This is a genomic window from Mesorhizobium sp. AD1-1, assembly GCF_020164655.1.
GTDB lineage: Bacteria > Pseudomonadota > Alphaproteobacteria > Rhizobiales > Rhizobiaceae > Mesorhizobium > Mesorhizobium ciceri.
On record NZ_JAIUGP010000004.1, the window covers coordinates 357,350 to 373,103 of the forward strand.

Sequence of the window (15,754 nt, forward strand, 5' to 3'; positions counted from 1 at the left end):
GTTGATGCAGACGTAGAACAGGCCCGCCATGGTCAAGAGCATGATCGGGAGCTTTTAACCATCGGCAAGGGACCACCGCTTGGTAGTCAGCCTGCACCGTTTGAATCGCCCTCGAAGATTCTAAATGCGCCAGAGACATAAGGGCCCCACGCTAGGATTGTTGCCGCTTATCGCTCCGCGGCATGATCTTTTCATCAATCATTCGGATGATGCGTGAGACGGTCTTAATCGCTTGAATTATTCGAAGATGAAGAGGCCAGCCTGCGCCCGCCCGGGCTGCGGGACTACCTTACCTTACAGAGGTGTCGGGCTGCGCGCTGCTATCCGCTTTGCCAGTGCTTGAAACGAAGCAGTATGCGAACACTTCCCCTCCAAGCTCATCCGTTACACGAACCCAATTGTTTTCCCAAGTCCGCAGGGTAACCTGGCGTCCCGTTGACATAGTCGCCGCCGTGAACGGGCTGGACGCATTGACGTTACTCGCCGCGACCACGTCATCCCCCTCCATTTGTTCCACCAGGTATGTTTGCATCACTGCTCCTGACTGTGGGGCAAGGCCGGTTCAATCGCGTGTAGCTGGACAACTCCAACCGCAGGGAACGGATTTCGTTCCATGCTACAGGCAACCCTACCGCCGGAAGTCAGCCTTCAGATCGCCTGCCCTCCTGGCAGGACCGTGGCCTAGCCGCTGAACGACTGGTCAGGACTGAGCTATGCTTTGGGGGAGACGGACCTCGCCCTGCGAATCCGCATACTTCTGGAAAAGTGCAATCTTGTCGGGATACGTAATCCGGATTTCGCTGTGACAGCCCTCGCAGCGATATTTGGACGCAACCTGGAACCAGCGCCCGGGTTTGAGCAAAGCCAATCCGCAGCGCGGACATTTGAACGTCATTTCAAGAGGGCATAGATTCTGACACAGCGGCATTTCGCAAAGTCCATAAGGGATACCTAATGTTAGGCAACGACAGCCGGCCGAAATCGTTCCTGGACGCCGTTCTTTTCGTCAGGCCGACGACCAGCCCCGGACGCCGGGAGATTATTGGATTGTCCGCGATGCCAGATTTACTGACCCGGGCCTGAACTCAAGCGCACCCCGATTTCCGGTGGCGTAGCGCCGTTGCAGGCGTTGACTGATGTCAGCAGCTTGCAATCCGAATGAGCAAGCCCGGAGCGAGGTGGCCTCGGGGGGACGACGGGGCCGCACGGTCGACGACACGGCCTATCCGGATGCTGAAACAACGCCGCGCGCCAACCCTGTCGAACAGCACCAGTGGAACAAGCAGGACGAAAAGCGGCGCAACAGGCGGTAATACTTAAGTCTCTCGCCTATATCGTAGCTCGGGAGCCGCGATCCCGACCGAGTTGATGGATATGGAAGCGCTGTTGAAGGGAACCGACGCATCCCTTGGCGAATGCGTCGGTTCCAGAAGTTTATGCGTGGCGGATTTCCGTTCCCAGCACCTTCAGACATTCGCGGATGAACGCAGCAAGCGCCGTCCAACCTTTGGCCGAAACCATTGTCCCGTCCACATAGGCCTCGGTCGGCGACAGGTCGATATAGGTGCCACCCGCCAGTGTCACCTCCGGCTCGCAGGCGCCGAGTGCCGCGACCTTCTTGCCGCGCACCACGCCGTCGACAGCGATCAGGATCTGCACGCCGTGGCAGATGGTGAAGATTGGCTTCTTGGCCTCGTGGAAATGGCGCACGATCGCCTGCACGCGCTTGTCGGTGCGGATGTATTCCGGGCCGCGGCCGCCCGCGCAGTAGACGGCATGATACTGATCGAGCTGCCTCTCGGCTTCCGAGAAAGTCTTGTTGATCAGCGCATAATGGCCGAGCTTTTCGGTGTAGGTCTGGTCGCCCTCGAAGTCGTGCAGCGAGGTCTTGATCAGATCTCCGGCGTTCTTGTCCGGGCATACCACGTGGATGGTGTGACCGACGGCTTCCATCGCTTGCTGATAGACAAAGATTTCGTATTCTTCGGTGAACTCACCGGTCAGCATCAGTATCTTTTTGCCTGGCATGGTTCTTCCTCTCAGTGTTTTGAGCTAGGCAAGGCGCAGACTGCGCCTGCCTTTCTGTGAAATCGGATAGGGTCAGAATGGCGAATCCGGAAAGTAATATTCCTTGGCGTTGGCCTGGGTGATCAACGGCGCGTCGAGCTTGACGGTGCCACGGACGGGTGCCTGGCCGATCAGGTTGGCGACTGTCATGTAGATCGCGGTCTTGATCATCGACGGCGGGTATGGCGTCTCGACCGGCGTCATGGCGTCGCCGTCGATCACTTTCTTGACGATGTCCTTCATGCCGTTGCCACCGAGCGCAAGCTTGATGTCGGTCCGCCCCGACTGCTTGACCGCCTCGAGCACGCCAAGCAGCATGTCGTCGTCATTGGCCCACACCGCATCGATATGCGGGTACTTGGCCAGATAGTCCTGCATCAGCTTGAAGGCTTCGTCGCTGTTCCAATGCGCGTACTGGATGTCGAGGACTTTCAGATCAGTGCCTTTGATCGTGTCCTGGAAGCCCTTGATGCGCTCGTCGTCGATGACGGTCGGAATGCCGCGCAACACAACGACGTCGCCCTTGCCGCCAAGCTTGTCGATCATGAACTTGGCGGTGTTGGTGCCAACCGCGATATTGTCGCCGGCGAGGTAGAGATCCTGGACGGAGGCGTCAGTCAGACCGCGATCGACGACGGTGATGAACGTGCCCATGTCCTTGATAGCCTTGACCGGCTGGGTCAGCTCTTCCGAGCTGTAAGGCAGGATCACCAGAGCATCCAGCTTGCGGCTGGCCGACAGGTCCTCAAGCGCGCTGACCTGCTCCGCCGCGGACGGCGACGTCTTCACGACCACTTCGACGTTCGGGAACGCGGCGTTGATTTCCTTGGCCGCCGCTTGTGCGTGGTAGACGATGCCCGCTGTCCAACCGTGGTCAGCGGCCGGTATCGACACCGCGATGACCTTCTTGTCTTGCGCCATGGCCTGGCCGGCCAGCAGCAGCGCGCCAAGTGTCGCTGCCGCAATCCATTTTCTACTGAACATTGTCTTCTCCCTTGGACCTACAAGAACGTTAATCCGCGTGGTCCGGACGCGGCGCTATTTCGAATTCGAAAACCGCTGGATGAGCATGGCGATGATGATGATGACGCCTTGAACAGCGGCAACGAGGTATTCGGAGACGAAGTCTGACAGCACCATGAGGTTGGCGATGAGTTCCAGGATGACGGCGCCGGCGACTGTCCCCCACACATGGCCCTTGCCGCCGCGCAATGCGGTGCCGCCAATCACCACGGCGGTGATGACCTGCAGTTCCCAAAGCTGTCCGGTTGTCGGCGTTGCGGCGCCCAGGCGCGGCACGTAGCAGATCGCGGCAATCGCCACACAGACACCCTGGACGATATAGGCCACGGTCCGTGTCCTGATCACCGAGATGCCGGAATAACGGGCGACATCCTCATTGGCGCCGACCGCCGCACATTTGCGCCCATATTTCATCTTGTAAAGGATGAAGGATGCGACCGCGGCGACTGCGATGGATATGAGGATTGGAACCGGGATCCCGCCGACCGTGCCGAAATAGACAGGCCGGTAGGCCTCGCGCAACGACCTGTCGATCGGTATCGTGCCGCCATCGGTCAGATAGGTTATCAGCGCCCGGAAAATCCCCATCGTGCCCAGCGTGGCGATAAACGGTTCGATCCTGCCGACCGTGACGATGAGCCCGTTGGCAAGCCCGCACAGCAGGCCGACCAGGATCGCAACCGCCATACCGGCGGGAATAGCCCAGATGCCGGCATGCGGCGCCACCGCGTTCATGAACATGATGGTGATGCCGGTGATGAAGGCGGCCATCGAGCCGACGGAAAGATCGAGCCCCCCCGACGAGATCACAAATGTCGCGCCGACCGCGATAATAGCGATGAAGGCGCTGCGGGTGATGACGTTGGCGAGGTTGGTGGCGGACAGGAAATCGGGGTTGATGAGGTAACCGACCACCAGCAGAGCTGCCAGCGCAAGAAAAGGCCCGATATCGGTCCAACTGATGTTGAGATCGAGGGGGCGACGCCTGGGTGCGGATTCGCTCATGACAGCCATTTTGTGCCTCCCTTGGCTTTTGGCCCTTGCTTGGGGCCACTGGTCGCCAGTACCGCCACATTGCTTTCGGTCATTTCGGCGCCACTGACCTCGCCGGTGATGCGGCCTTCGCGCATCACCAGGATGCGGTCGCAGATGCCGATCAATTCCTGCATCTCCGAAGAGATGACGATGCAGGCCTTGCCCTTGGCCACAAGCTCCTGGATGAAGGCATAGATCTGCGCCTTGTTGGCGATGTCGATGCCATGCGTGGGCTCGTCGATAATGACCACCGAAGGATCGGTCAGCAGCACCTTCGCCAGCAGCAGCTTCTGCTGATTGCCCCCGGAAAGCTGGGCCGCTTTGGCGCCGAGGCTCTTCAGCCTGATGTCATATGTCTCCACGGCCTGTTCCAGGGCTTGCGCTTCGCGGCGCCGACCCATCGAGAGGCCGGGATGGAACACATCGAGCGCCGACAGCGTCAGGTTAGGCGCCAAGTGCTCTTGCAGCAGCAGTCCCTTGCCCTTGCGATCCTCGGTCAGGTAACCGACGCCGGCGTCGATCGCCGCGCGCGGCGATTGGAAATGGACCGACTTGCCTTCAAGTTCGATCTTGGCAACTGCCGGGCGCAAGCCGATAATGCCCTCGAAGAGTTCGGTTCGGCCTGCGCCGACCATACCGGCGAACCCCAGGATCTCGCCCTTGTGGACCGTGAACGACACGTCCTCCACATAGCCGGGAACGGAGGCGTTCCTCACGCTCAGCATCGGTACATCCGAAGGCGCTGCGGTTCTCTCAGGATAGAGCGCTGCCAGTTCGCGCCCGACCATCAGCCGCGCCATATCCATCTGGCTCAGCGTCTTGCCGGGATAGGTGCCGACCGTCTTGCCGTCGCGCAGAACGGTCACTTTGTCTGCGACCCGCTGCACCTCATCCAACCGGTGGCTGATATAGAGCACGGCGGTGCCGTGAGCCTTGAGTTGCAGGACGATCTCCAGCAGGCGCTCGACCTCGCCACCGGTCAGAACGGCGGTCGGCTCGTCGAAGATAACCACCTTGTGGTCGTCAAGCAGGGCGCGAGCGATCTGCACCATCTGCCGGTCTGCCAGCGAAACGTCGCGCACCAGTGCCCTTGGCGAGACCGCGCAGCCGATCTGCGCCAGTTTCTCGGTTGCCAGCCGGCGCATGGTGCGGTCATCCACGACATGGCCACGCGAACGCTCTCGCCCGAGAAACAGATTGTCGGTGACCGTGAGCCCCTCGGCGAGCAGTATCTCCTGATGAACCAAAGCGATACCCGCATCCTGTGCTTGGGCAGGCTTGGCAAATTTCACCGCGTGTCCGTTCATCGACAATGTGCCGTGGCTTGGCTCGACATAGCCGGACAGCAGCCGCATCAACGTCGACTTGCCGGCACCGTTCTCGCCAATGATGGCATGGATCTCTCCCGGCAGGACGTCCAGGGTGACGTCCGACAACACCGTCACTGGGCCGTATTGCTTGGACAATTCCTGGGCGCGCAGCACCGGTTCAAGCGAACCAGGCGCTTCGCTGGACAACGTGCTCCCGCCCTCCCCGGCGATATTCGCGGCAATGGACATCCGTTCCGACCTCAATCGAATGCCGGGAGCAGGCGATCGCGCGAGTGCTCGATATGGATGCGCATCGCCTTTTCGGCGGCATCGGGATCGGCCGAGCCGAACGCGGCAAGGATCGCCTCGTGTTCGTCAAGCGCCTCCTCGGTCACGCGTGCATGGAACATCAGGCGGAAGATGTGGAAGTGCGTGTGCTGGTGGCTCAACGTCTCGCGGATGAGTTCGTTTTGAGAAAACTCCATGATCTTGTCGTGGAAGATCGCATCCTGCCTGGCGAAATTCGAATAGCGCACGCGATCATCCTTGCCTTCGCGGCGTGACATCACGCCGGCAGCTTCGAGCAACAGATCGAGCTTGGCGTCGTCCATCGTTGCGGCGGCCTTTGCGGCGCCATGCGGCTCGAGCAGCAGACGCATCTCGTATAATTCGTCGAAACGGCGCCGGGTGATCTGGGGCGCGGCACGATAACCGATCAGATGCGTCTTGAGCACCAGGCCTTCGCCTTCGAGCCGTCCGAGGGCTTCCCGGATCGGCGTGTGCGAGACGTTGAATTCCTTGACCAGGCTGTCGACTGTGATGCGTGAGCCGGGGGGGATCTTCAGCGCCATCAACTGCGCGAAGATGGCTTCATAGACATCTTCGACGAGACTGTTGGCGCGCTGGATGCGACCAGCTCCAATGCTGGCGTCGCTTGGGTCGGGTAAGTTTGCGGTCTGCATATTTTGCCTCTTGACAGTGAGGACTGCTAACACGATGGTTCCACGGATGCAATCCTATATCCTATACGATTTTGAAGCGGATATGCTCTAAGTGCGAGAGACACACTCTTGGACCATCCGATCCCAAGCCCAGTTCAATGCCTCTCCAGTCAGCCGCCGACAAAGGACCGATCATGACCCTCTTCGCCGCCCTGCGGTTGCCGCGTGAAATCCTGTTCGGGAAGGGGCAACGCCATGTGCTGCCGACGGTCGCCGCCCGGTTCGGCCGACGCGCGCTGGTCTGCACCGACGAGCGTTTCGCGGGCACAACGGTATTCGCCGACATCATCGAGTCCCTTCAGTCAGCCTCGATCGAGGTCCTGGTGCATGATCGTGTTCTGCCCGACGTGCCACGCGATACGGTCGGCATCTGCGTCGAGGAAGCGAAGGGGTTCGGGCCGGATATGGTGATCGGCATCGGCGGCGGCAGCTGTCTCGATTTCGCCAAATGCGCCACCCTGCTGCTCAGCCATGGCGGCAAGCTCCAAGACTATTACGGGGAGTTCAAGGTGCCGGGTCAGACACTGCCGCTGATCGCCGTACCCACCACGGCCGGCACCGGCTCCGAGGTGACGCCGGTCGCGGTGATTTCCGACCCGGACCGGACGCTCAAGGTCGGCATATCGAGCCCTCACCTTATCGCCGCGGTCGCTCTGTGCGATCCCGAGCTGACAATGACCTGTCCGCCTGGCCTGACCGCGATCGCCGGCGCCGACGCCTTGACCCATGCGATTGAGGCCTTCACCGCCATGCGGCGCGGTGAAGACCCCAATCTGCCGCAACAGCATGTCTTCATCGGCAAGACTGCGCTGACAGACCATTTCGCGTTGCTCGCGATAAAGCTGCTTGGCCGGAGTCTGGAGAAAGCCTGCAGCGACGGCACGGATGCCGACGCGCGTGCCGATGTCATGATGGGCGCTCTGGCGGCGGGCTGCGCGTTCGGCACCGCCGGCACGGCGGCGGCGCATGCCGTGCAATACCCGGCAGGCGCCCTCACCCACACCGCCCATGGTTTGGGCGTGGCCACAATGATGCCTTACGTGATGACCTATAACAGCCGCGTCGCCGCTCACGAGATGGCAGAGATCGGCGCGGCACTTGGCTTGGAGGCCAAGGCGCGAACCGCCGACGAGATGGCAGCCGCCACGATCGAGGAGATCAGGCGATTGTTCGCGGCGATCGGTATTACGCCAACATTGGCGGATCTGGGCCTCCCTGCCGATAAGCTTGACTGGACCGCCGAGCAAGCGCTCGGCATCGACCGCCTGATCAAGAACAATCCGCGTGCGTTCGATCTCGGCACGATGCGACGCCTCGTCCAGGCCGCCCATGACGGCGACCTCGCCGCCTGCGTTATGTGAGAAACGGAACAAAGCGATGAATTTGAACGCTCAGCAACTCGACCAGGATGGCTATGACGTGCGCGGTTTTTCGCACGGACTCTACATCGACGGCACTTGGCGGTCGTCCTCCGACGGTCGGCTCATCGATGTCGTCGATCCCTCCTCCGGGGCGGTGATCGCGGCGGTTCCCGATGCGACGGTCGAGGACGCCACCGCCGCCGTCGAGGCGGCGGCCAAAGCAGCTAGGAGATGGCGGGAAACTGCGCCGCGCAAACGCTCGGAAATCCTCAGGCGCTGTTTCGAACTGATGGTCGAACGCTCCGAAACGCTCGCCATGCTGATCTCGCTGGAGAACGGCAAGGCGCTGCGCGACGCGCGCGGCGAAGTGGCTTATGCCGCCGAGTTCTTCCGCTGGAATGCCGAAGAGGCGGTCCGGATCACCGGTGAATTCGGCACCGCGCCATCCGGCACCAACCGGATCGTGGTCGATTATGAGCCGATCGGAATTTGCGTGCTGATCACACCGTGGAATTTTCCGGCCGCGATGGCGACCCGCAAGATCGCGCCGGCGCTGGCGGCAGGCTGCACTGTCGTCCTGAAGCCGGCCAGCGAAACACCGCTGACGGCCTATGCGCTGGCGGCACTCTACAGCGAAGCCGGCGTGCCTGCCGGCGTCGTCAACGTGCTGACCACGACCAGTCCTGGGCCGCTGACTTCGGCCATGCTTGCCGATCCGCGGGTCAGGAAGCTGTCCTTCACGGGATCGACGGGTGTCGGCCGAACCTTGCTCGGCGAGGCTTCAAAGCATGTCATTTCGTGTTCGATGGAACTCGGCGGCAATGCCCCGTTCGTCGTCTTCGACGATGCCGATCTCGACGCCGCCCTCGATGGCGCGATGATCGCCAAGATGCGCAACGCCGGCGAAGCCTGCACCGCCGCCAATCGCCTCTATGTGCAATCGGGAATCTATGATGCTTTTGCCGACGGGCTCCGCAAGCGCATGGCGGCACTTAAGGTGGGGGCGGGCCCGAATGCCGACACCGAGTGCGGGCCGATGATCACCAGAAAGGCTGTCGACAAGATCGACCGCCTGGTCAAGGACGCGGTGGGCCGGGGAGCCAAGGTGCTTTGCGGCGGGGCGATTTCGGAGGAAGAAGGATTCTTCTATCCGCCCACAGTGCTGTCCGATGTGCCGCCCGATGCGGAGATGGCGCACGAGGAGATTTTCGGCCCGGTGGCACCTATCACACGCTTCGACACCGAGGCCCAGGCCATCGCCCATGCTAACAACACGGAATATGGCCTGGCCGCTTATATATACACACGCGATGTTGGGCGCGGCATGCGGGTGGCGTCGGGGATCGAGGCCGGCATGATCGGCCTCAACCGGGGACTGATGTCGGATCCGGCCGCACCATTCGGAGGCGTCAAGCAGAGCGGCCTTGGCCGCGAAGGCGGCCAGCACCACGGCATCGCCGAGTTCATGGAGGCTAAGTATATTGCCGTCACCTTCTGAACCGGCGGTCATGTCAAAGGACCCTTTCCGCACGCGCGACCATGTGGCCGATTTTGACGATATCGTGACCGACATAGTGACTCGCAGCGCCGAAACCCGGGCGACCCTGCCAATGTCGGCTGGTATCGCCTATGGCGAGGGTGAGGCCGAAAGGCTGGACCTGTTCTTTCCGCCCGGTGTGCGCACGGATCTTCCCGTGCACATCTTCATCCATGGTGGCTACTGGCGCATGTTCTCCAGGAGCGACTATTCTTATGTAGCGAACACAGTCACCAAAGCTGGGGCGGTCGCGGTCATCGTCGACTATGCGCTGATGCCCGAATTCAGGATGGCGGCAATCGTCGACCAGATCCGGCGTGCCAAACAATGGGTGCTGGACAATATAGCCGCCCATGGCGGCGACCCTGCCCGGCTAAGCGTAAGTGGTCATTCGGCGGGTGCGCACCTGGCCACATTCCTGTTCGAAAAGGCGCCAATGCCGTCGCGCATACGTGCGGCGCTGCTGCTAGGCGGCCTTTACGACCTCAAGCCCCTTCAGACCTCCTTCCTCCAGCCGTTAATCGGCATCACCGATGAGGAGGCAGCTGCCTTCACCCCAATGACGCGGTGGCATGACCCGGAGACGGCAGCGACCATTCTCGTCGGAGATCAGGAAACGTCACCTTTTCACCAGCAGGCCGCCGACTTCGGAAAGCGCTTGCGCGCGCAGGGGCACCCTGTCAGCGACCTCCGCCTGAATGACCGAAACCACATGAACAGCGTGCGTGATCTGGGCATCAGCGGCACACAAGCTGGCGATTGCCTGATGGCGATGATCGAGGGAAACGGCCTGTAGGACGGAAACCCAGGGAGAGCAGGGCCCGCTTGTGCCTTACTTGACGCTCCCGTCACTCAAGAAAGTACCGTCATGGGGATCGCGGCACGCTGCCGGCATCGGGCTGAGCTTTGCGACAGGTGAAATCCGGCAGAGCACACAACCGACGATTCCTCATCCTCTTTTTCCACACTGACGAACTGCACAGCGCATCAGAAAATCGAAATTGCCCCTGCCGCCCTGAGCCGCGATGGTCTTTACGCAAGCAGCCGGCTTAGGGCCGTGGAGGAAACGTCGTCGCGGCAAAGCCCCTGGGGCAAGGCCGCTTTGGCACGCCGCCGGTTCAAACCGGCAGCGAGGGAGGAACAGACTTGGCTGGTTCGGGCAAATCCGATACCGCGCGCTTGGGCATCAAGATGTCCCAGGAACTCGTCGTCGGCGCGATCTCGGCCGTCCTCTTCCTGGTGTTCTCGGCGACGCTCAACAATTTCCTGAGCCAGGGCAACATCCTTGCCATTCTCAAGAATGTCTCGATCCTCGGCACGCTGGCCGTCGGCATGGGGTTCATCGTCGTCGGGCGTGGCATCGACCTGACCATGGTGGCGGTGATGGTCGTCGGCGTCGCGTTCAGCATTTGGATCTCCACCTGGGGCGTCGACTTCACGCTGGCCGTCGTCTTCGGGGCCATCCTGGTCGCGGCCATCGGCCTGTTCACCGGCGTCATGGTGGCGGTGGCCGAAATTCCGCCGATCTTCGCCACCCTTGCCATCGCGTCCTCGGTCTACGGCTCTGGCCGCATCGTCTTTGCGTCCGACGTGCTCTATGCCCCCTCCGATATCGGCTGGCTGAAATTCGTCGGCAACGGAACCATCCTCGGCATCCCGATGTCGGTGATCATCTTCGCGGCGGTGGCCGCGCTCATGGGCTTTTTCCTGAGGAAGACCCGCTTCGGCCGGCTGGTCTATGCTACTGGCGACAACCCGAACGCGGCCCGCACGACCGGGCTGCCGACGCGCCCGATCATCGTGACGCAATATGTCATCAGCGCCCTCATTGCCTATATCGCCGGCATCATCATGCTGGGGCTGGTCACCGGCATCGACACGCGCCTCTACAATTCCAGCCTGATCTATGACGTGCTGCTGGTGGTCGTGCTGGGCGGCATCGGCCTCTCCGGTGGCCAGGGCGGCGTACGCAACGTCATCGTCGGCACCATCCTGGTCGGCATCCTGACCAACGGCATGACGATCCTGAACTTCAGCTACACCAGCCAGAACCTGATCAAGAGCGTGATCCTGCTGGGCGCGCTGGCGATCGACGCCATCATCAATCCGCGCGACGAGCAGACCTCGCAAAGCGGCGACATCTGAAACAAGAACCGAGACATAAATCTGGGAGGATACCATGAAGTTGTTCAAGAACTGCCTGCTCGCGGGCATGACAGCGCTGGCGCTGCTGGGCGCGGCGAAAATCGCCACGGCGCAGGAAACCGATCAGGTCGGCCGCTCTACCTATCTCGAGGCGCTCAAGGGCAAGAAGGTCATCTTCGTGCCAATCTCGCAGGGCATGGACCTCAACCAGGCCTGGGTGGTGGTGTGGCAGCGTCACGCCGCTCGCTACGGCTTCAGCCTCGAAGTGCGCGATCCCTCCGGCGACACCAATGCCGGCATTCGCGCCATGCAGGGCGCCATCGCCGAGAAGCCGGACCTGATCATCGTGCAGAACCCCGACGTCCAGACCTACGCACGCTTGTTGAAACAGGCGCAGGCGGCCGGCATCAAGGTGCTGCAAGTCAACATGCAGTCGGCCACCCAGACGGACAGTTATGTCGGCAACGACTGGATCGAAATGGGCCGTCTCGAAATGGGCGAACTGGCCAAGCACTGCACCGGGCCCAATGCCGTCTCGCACAAGGTGGTCTGGCTCGCCGGCGTCCAGACGGGTGCCGCCAACATCTACATGCGCACCGGCATCGACGAGGTGCTGAAGGCCAATCCCGAGCTGCAGCTCGTCTCCGACCAGCCGGCCGATTACATGAGCGAAAAGGCCCGCCAGATCACCGAGACGGTCCTCCAGCAGCATCCGGACCTGTGCGGCATCATGGGCATCTGGGATAATGCCGAGGTCGGCGCCGGTGCCGCCGTCGTGGCCGCCGGCAAGCAGGACCAGGTGACGATCGTCACCAATGGCGCGGGTAGCGCCACGGGCTGCGAGAGCATCAAGAACGGGCTGCTCGACGTGATCTTCAACTTTAATGCCCCGATCCAGGCCGAGATCGCAGCACAACAGATTTCCGAGCTGCTGCAGCAGTCCGGCCGGCAGGCGGGCAGCGAGAAGACCATCTTCTTCGGTCCGATCACCCGCGTCGACAAGGCCAATGCGACCGGCAGGAATTGCTGGAAGCTGGACGAGCTCAAGTAACGGACTTCCTTGATGAGCATGGCTGAAAGCCTTGTGCGCTGGCGCTACCGCCTGCTCCCCGACCACGTGGTCGGGGAGATCCTGACCAAGAAGTGGATCGACAGCGTCATTCCCTTCATGGCGCTGGTCATTTTGTGCGCGATCTTCGGCTCGATCGTGCCGGGCTTCTTCGATCTGGCGACGCTGACCAATCTCAGCGGCCAGACCGCCGAGCTTGGCCTTGTGGTGCTCGGCATGACCATCGTCATGGTGTCAGGCGGCATCGATCTGTCTGTCGGGTCGACCTTCGCGCTCGCCGTGCTGGTCACGCTCTATGGGATGAATGTCGAGCAGTGGAGCTTTGGTACCGGCCTGTTGGCGTGCCTGGGCCTCGGCGTCGTCTGCGGCGCCATCAACGGCTTCCTGGTTGGCTTTCTGCGCATGCGGGCGTTTCTCACCACGCTGGTGACGCTCATCATCTACCGCTCGACCTTCGACATCGTCTTCCCGCAGGTCTCGACGCGGATCGTCACCAGCGGTCCGGATTCGCCGGCCTATGATTTTCTTGGTTTCGGTACGATCTGGGGCGTGCCGACGTCCTTTGTGGTCTTCGTCGTCATCGCGCTGATCATCCATCTCGTGCTGTCGCGCGCCCGCTATGGCTGGCGGCTGTTCGCGGTCGGCGGCGCGCGCCGCTCTGCCTACAATGCCGGCATCAATGTGCGCTTCATCTTGTTCAGCGCCTATGTCTTGTGCTCGGTACTGGTGGCGCTCTCCGGCTTCTTCTTCTCGGCCCGCATCGGCAGTGCCGCTTCCGACATCGGCACCGGTCTCGAACTGCAGGTGTTGACCGCGACCGTGCTCGGCGGCATCTCGCTAGGCGGCGGGCGCGGCTCGGTCGCCAAGGCGCTGATGGGCACCGTCTTCGTGCTTGTCCTGTCGAACAGCCTGCTTGCGCTGGCCGTGCCCGGCCCGGTCAATTTCCTGATCCTCGGCATCGTGCTGCTTTTGTCGGTGCTTCTCGACGTTCGCTGGGTGAAGAACCGCCACAAGATCCTGCGCAGCGTCTACATCTCGCCGACCTTCGCCCAGATGCCGCAGGCGATCTCGACCGCGCCCGGCGCGCCAATGGCGATGAATGACCGGTTGAAGGACGTCGGCGTCATCGGCCTCGGCGTTCTCGACGGCGCGGAGGATGTGATCTTCGACCGGCAGGACCGTCTCTACACCGGCAGCCGCCAGGGCGAGATCCTGCGCTTCCAGCCGCCCCATTATACCGATAGCGAAGTGTTCGCACATATTGGCGGCTCGCCGCTCGGCATGGCTTTCGACCGCGACGACAACCTCGTCATCTGCGTCGCCGGCATGGGCCTCTATCAGGTCTCGCCGGCCGGCGACGTAAAGCTGCTGACCGCCGAAACCAACCGCTCACTGACCTCGGTGGTCGACGACTCGACCATGAAGCTCGCCGACGACTGCGACATTCTTCCGGACGGCCGCATCGTCTTTTCGGAAGCCACCGTGCGCTTCGAAATGCATGACTGGTATGCCGACGCGCTGGAAAGCCGTGGCAACGGGCGCATCATCGTCCATGATCCCAAATCCGGTTCGACACGCACACTGCTGTCGAACCTCGTCTTCCCCAACGGCATCTGCACGGCCTTCGACGGCCAGTCGGTGCTGTTCGCCGAAAGCTGGGCCTGCCGCATCAGCCGCTACTATTTCGATGGCCCGAAGAAGGGCCAAGTCGAGCGCGTCATCGAGGGCTTGCCCGGCTATCCCGACAACATCAACCGCGCCTCCGACGGTACCTACTGGCTGGCCCTGATGGGCATGCGCACGCCGGCCTTGGATCTCTCGCTTGAAATGCCGAGCTTCCGCCGTCGCATGGCGCGGCGCGTATCGGAAGACGCGTGGCTGATGCCCAATCTCAACACCGGCTGCGTGCTGCGCTTCGACGAGAACGGCCAGATCCTCGAAAGCCTGTGGGACCAGGCCGGCGAGAAGCATCCGATGATCACCTCGATGCGCGAGCACAAGGGCATCCTCTATCTCTGCGGCATCTTCAACAACCGCATGGGCACCTTGCCCTTGAAAGGCGTCGATCCCGACTGGTTCAGCTCGGATTCCTACTGGGGCAAAAAGCCATGAGCGGTTTGAGCCAGCTTTTTGACCGCTTTCTCGGCCGTGGCGAGTGGGCAGTGACCGTGCCGACGCTCGACGGGCCGTTGCTGCCCAACCAAGGACTGGAGGAAGCCGAGCCGTTCGCCGGCCTCGCCGAGGCCGACAATCTCGTACGCACCGAAAAGGGCATTCTGGCAAGCAGCGCCAACCGGCTGATGCGCTTTAGCGCCGACGGCCATGCCGAAACCTTGCAGGAATTTCCGGGCGAGATCACCGCACTCGCCCATGCCCGCGGCATGACCGCGATGGCCATCGACGGCAAGGGCGTCGTCGTCCACGGCGGCCTGCATGACGGGCGCGAGGCGACGGGTGAGGAGGCTCGGCGCCTTTCCTGCATCACCGCTCTCACCTTCCTCGACAGCAACACCTTGCTGGTGGCCAACGGTTCGGCCTCAGTGCCGGCGAGCGGTTGGCGTCGCGACCTGATGCAGAAGAGCGTGTCCGGTTCGGTCTGGCGGCTCGATCTAAAAAACGGCCGGCTGGAGCTTGTCAGGGACGGCTTGGCCTGGCCGGCCGGCATCGCCACCACCGGCTCCAACCGCATCTACGTTTCGGAGGCCTGGCGCCACCGCGTGCTGGCGATCGACCTTGCCACCACGGCGACGCTGCCCGTGCTGGAGCATCTGCCGGCCTACCCCGCCCGCATCGCCCCGGCCTTCAACGCCGGCTATTGGCTGACCTTCTATTCCGTGCGCAACCAACTGGTGGAGTTCATCCTGCGCGAGGAGACCTACCGCACCCGCATGCTGGCGGAAGTCCCGGAGGCCTACTGGATGGCGCCGTCGCTCGGCTCATGGCGCGACTATCGCGAGCCCATGCAAGGCAGCCAGTTGAAGCAGATGAACGTGCTGAAGCCATACGCGGTGACAAGGTCCTACGGGCTGGTGGTTCTTTGCGACCAGAACATGAAGCCGCTGTCGAGTTTCCATTCGCGCGCAGACGGCAAGGTGCACGGGACGCTGAGCGCCTGCGAGCTGGGCGATGATCTGCTGGTCGCCTCGCGCGGCGGATCGAGGATCGTACGCGTGGCGAGCGCCGCCAGCGGCAAGCGAGGCTAAGCG

General features: G+C 62.1%; 12 protein-coding genes. 7 read left to right on the forward strand and 5 right to left on the reverse strand.

The features are described 5' to 3' along the window. Positions 1–1,434: 1,434 nt before the first annotated feature. From LB519_RS11320 to LB519_RS11340, 5 genes are all read right to left on the reverse strand, one after another. Entirely contained in the window at positions 1,435–2,028 is a 594-nt protein-coding gene (locus LB519_RS11320; protein ID WP_013533129.1) for a DJ-1/PfpI family protein, read from the reverse strand. 72 nt (positions 2,029–2,100) lie between these two features. Next, the gene (locus LB519_RS11325) at positions 2,101–3,051 is read right to left on the reverse strand and encodes a substrate-binding domain-containing protein (protein ID WP_013533130.1); all 951 of its coding nucleotides are present in this window, start codon (positions 3,049–3,051) and stop codon (positions 2,101–2,103) included. A gap of 54 nt (positions 3,052–3,105) precedes the next feature. Next, the gene (locus tag LB519_RS11330) at positions 3,106–4,104 is read right to left on the reverse strand and encodes an ABC transporter permease (RefSeq protein WP_127365748.1); all 999 of its coding nucleotides are present in this window, start codon (positions 4,102–4,104) and stop codon (positions 3,106–3,108) included. Then, positions 4,092–5,684, reverse strand: coding sequence for a sugar ABC transporter ATP-binding protein (locus LB519_RS11335; protein WP_224620005.1), 1,593 nt, complete (start codon positions 5,682–5,684; stop codon positions 4,092–4,094). The genes LB519_RS11330 and LB519_RS11335 overlap by 13 nt, the downstream gene beginning before the upstream one ends. An 11-nt stretch (positions 5,685–5,695) precedes the next feature. Continuing rightward, the gene (locus tag LB519_RS11340; protein WP_013533133.1) at positions 5,696–6,397 is read right to left on the reverse strand and encodes a GntR family transcriptional regulator; all 702 of its coding nucleotides are present in this window, start codon (positions 6,395–6,397) and stop codon (positions 5,696–5,698) included. Positions 6,398–6,570: 173 nt separating this feature from the next. On the opposite strand from LB519_RS11340, the gene LB519_RS11345 reads away from it, so the two are divergent. The 7 genes from LB519_RS11345 (at position 6,571) to LB519_RS11375 (ending at position 15,751) form a co-directional block, all read left to right on the forward strand. After that, a complete protein-coding gene (locus LB519_RS11345) occupies positions 6,571–7,797 on the forward strand; it encodes an iron-containing alcohol dehydrogenase (protein ID WP_224620008.1) in 1,227 nt (408 codons plus the stop codon). 16 nt (positions 7,798–7,813) lie between these two features. Then, positions 7,814–9,295: an NAD-dependent succinate-semialdehyde dehydrogenase gene (locus tag LB519_RS11350; RefSeq protein WP_013533135.1), complete on the forward strand. Its 1,482-nt coding sequence runs from the start codon at positions 7,814–7,816 to the stop codon at positions 9,293–9,295. A gap of 10 nt (positions 9,296–9,305) precedes the next feature. Further along, on the forward strand, positions 9,306–10,130 hold the full coding sequence (locus LB519_RS11355) for an alpha/beta hydrolase (RefSeq protein WP_224620010.1): 825 nt from the start codon (positions 9,306–9,308) through the stop codon (positions 10,128–10,130). A gap of 350 nt (positions 10,131–10,480) precedes the next feature. Next, on the forward strand, positions 10,481–11,479 hold the full coding sequence (locus tag LB519_RS11360) for an ABC transporter permease (protein WP_224620012.1): 999 nt from the start codon (positions 10,481–10,483) through the stop codon (positions 11,477–11,479). Between the two features lie 34 nt (positions 11,480–11,513). Beyond that, entirely contained in the window at positions 11,514–12,530 is a 1,017-nt protein-coding gene (locus tag LB519_RS11365; RefSeq protein ID WP_127370934.1) for a sugar ABC transporter substrate-binding protein, read from the forward strand. 12 nt (positions 12,531–12,542) lie between these two features. Then, a complete protein-coding gene (locus LB519_RS11370) occupies positions 12,543–14,660 on the forward strand; it encodes an ABC transporter permease (RefSeq protein WP_224620014.1) in 2,118 nt (705 codons plus the stop codon). Beyond that, complete coding sequence (locus tag LB519_RS11375) at positions 14,657–15,751, forward strand: hypothetical protein (protein WP_027163981.1); 1,095 nt, start codon at positions 14,657–14,659, stop codon at positions 15,749–15,751. Before LB519_RS11370 ends, LB519_RS11375 begins: the two co-directional genes overlap by 4 nt. The last annotated feature ends 3 nt before the right edge of the window (positions 15,752–15,754 follow it).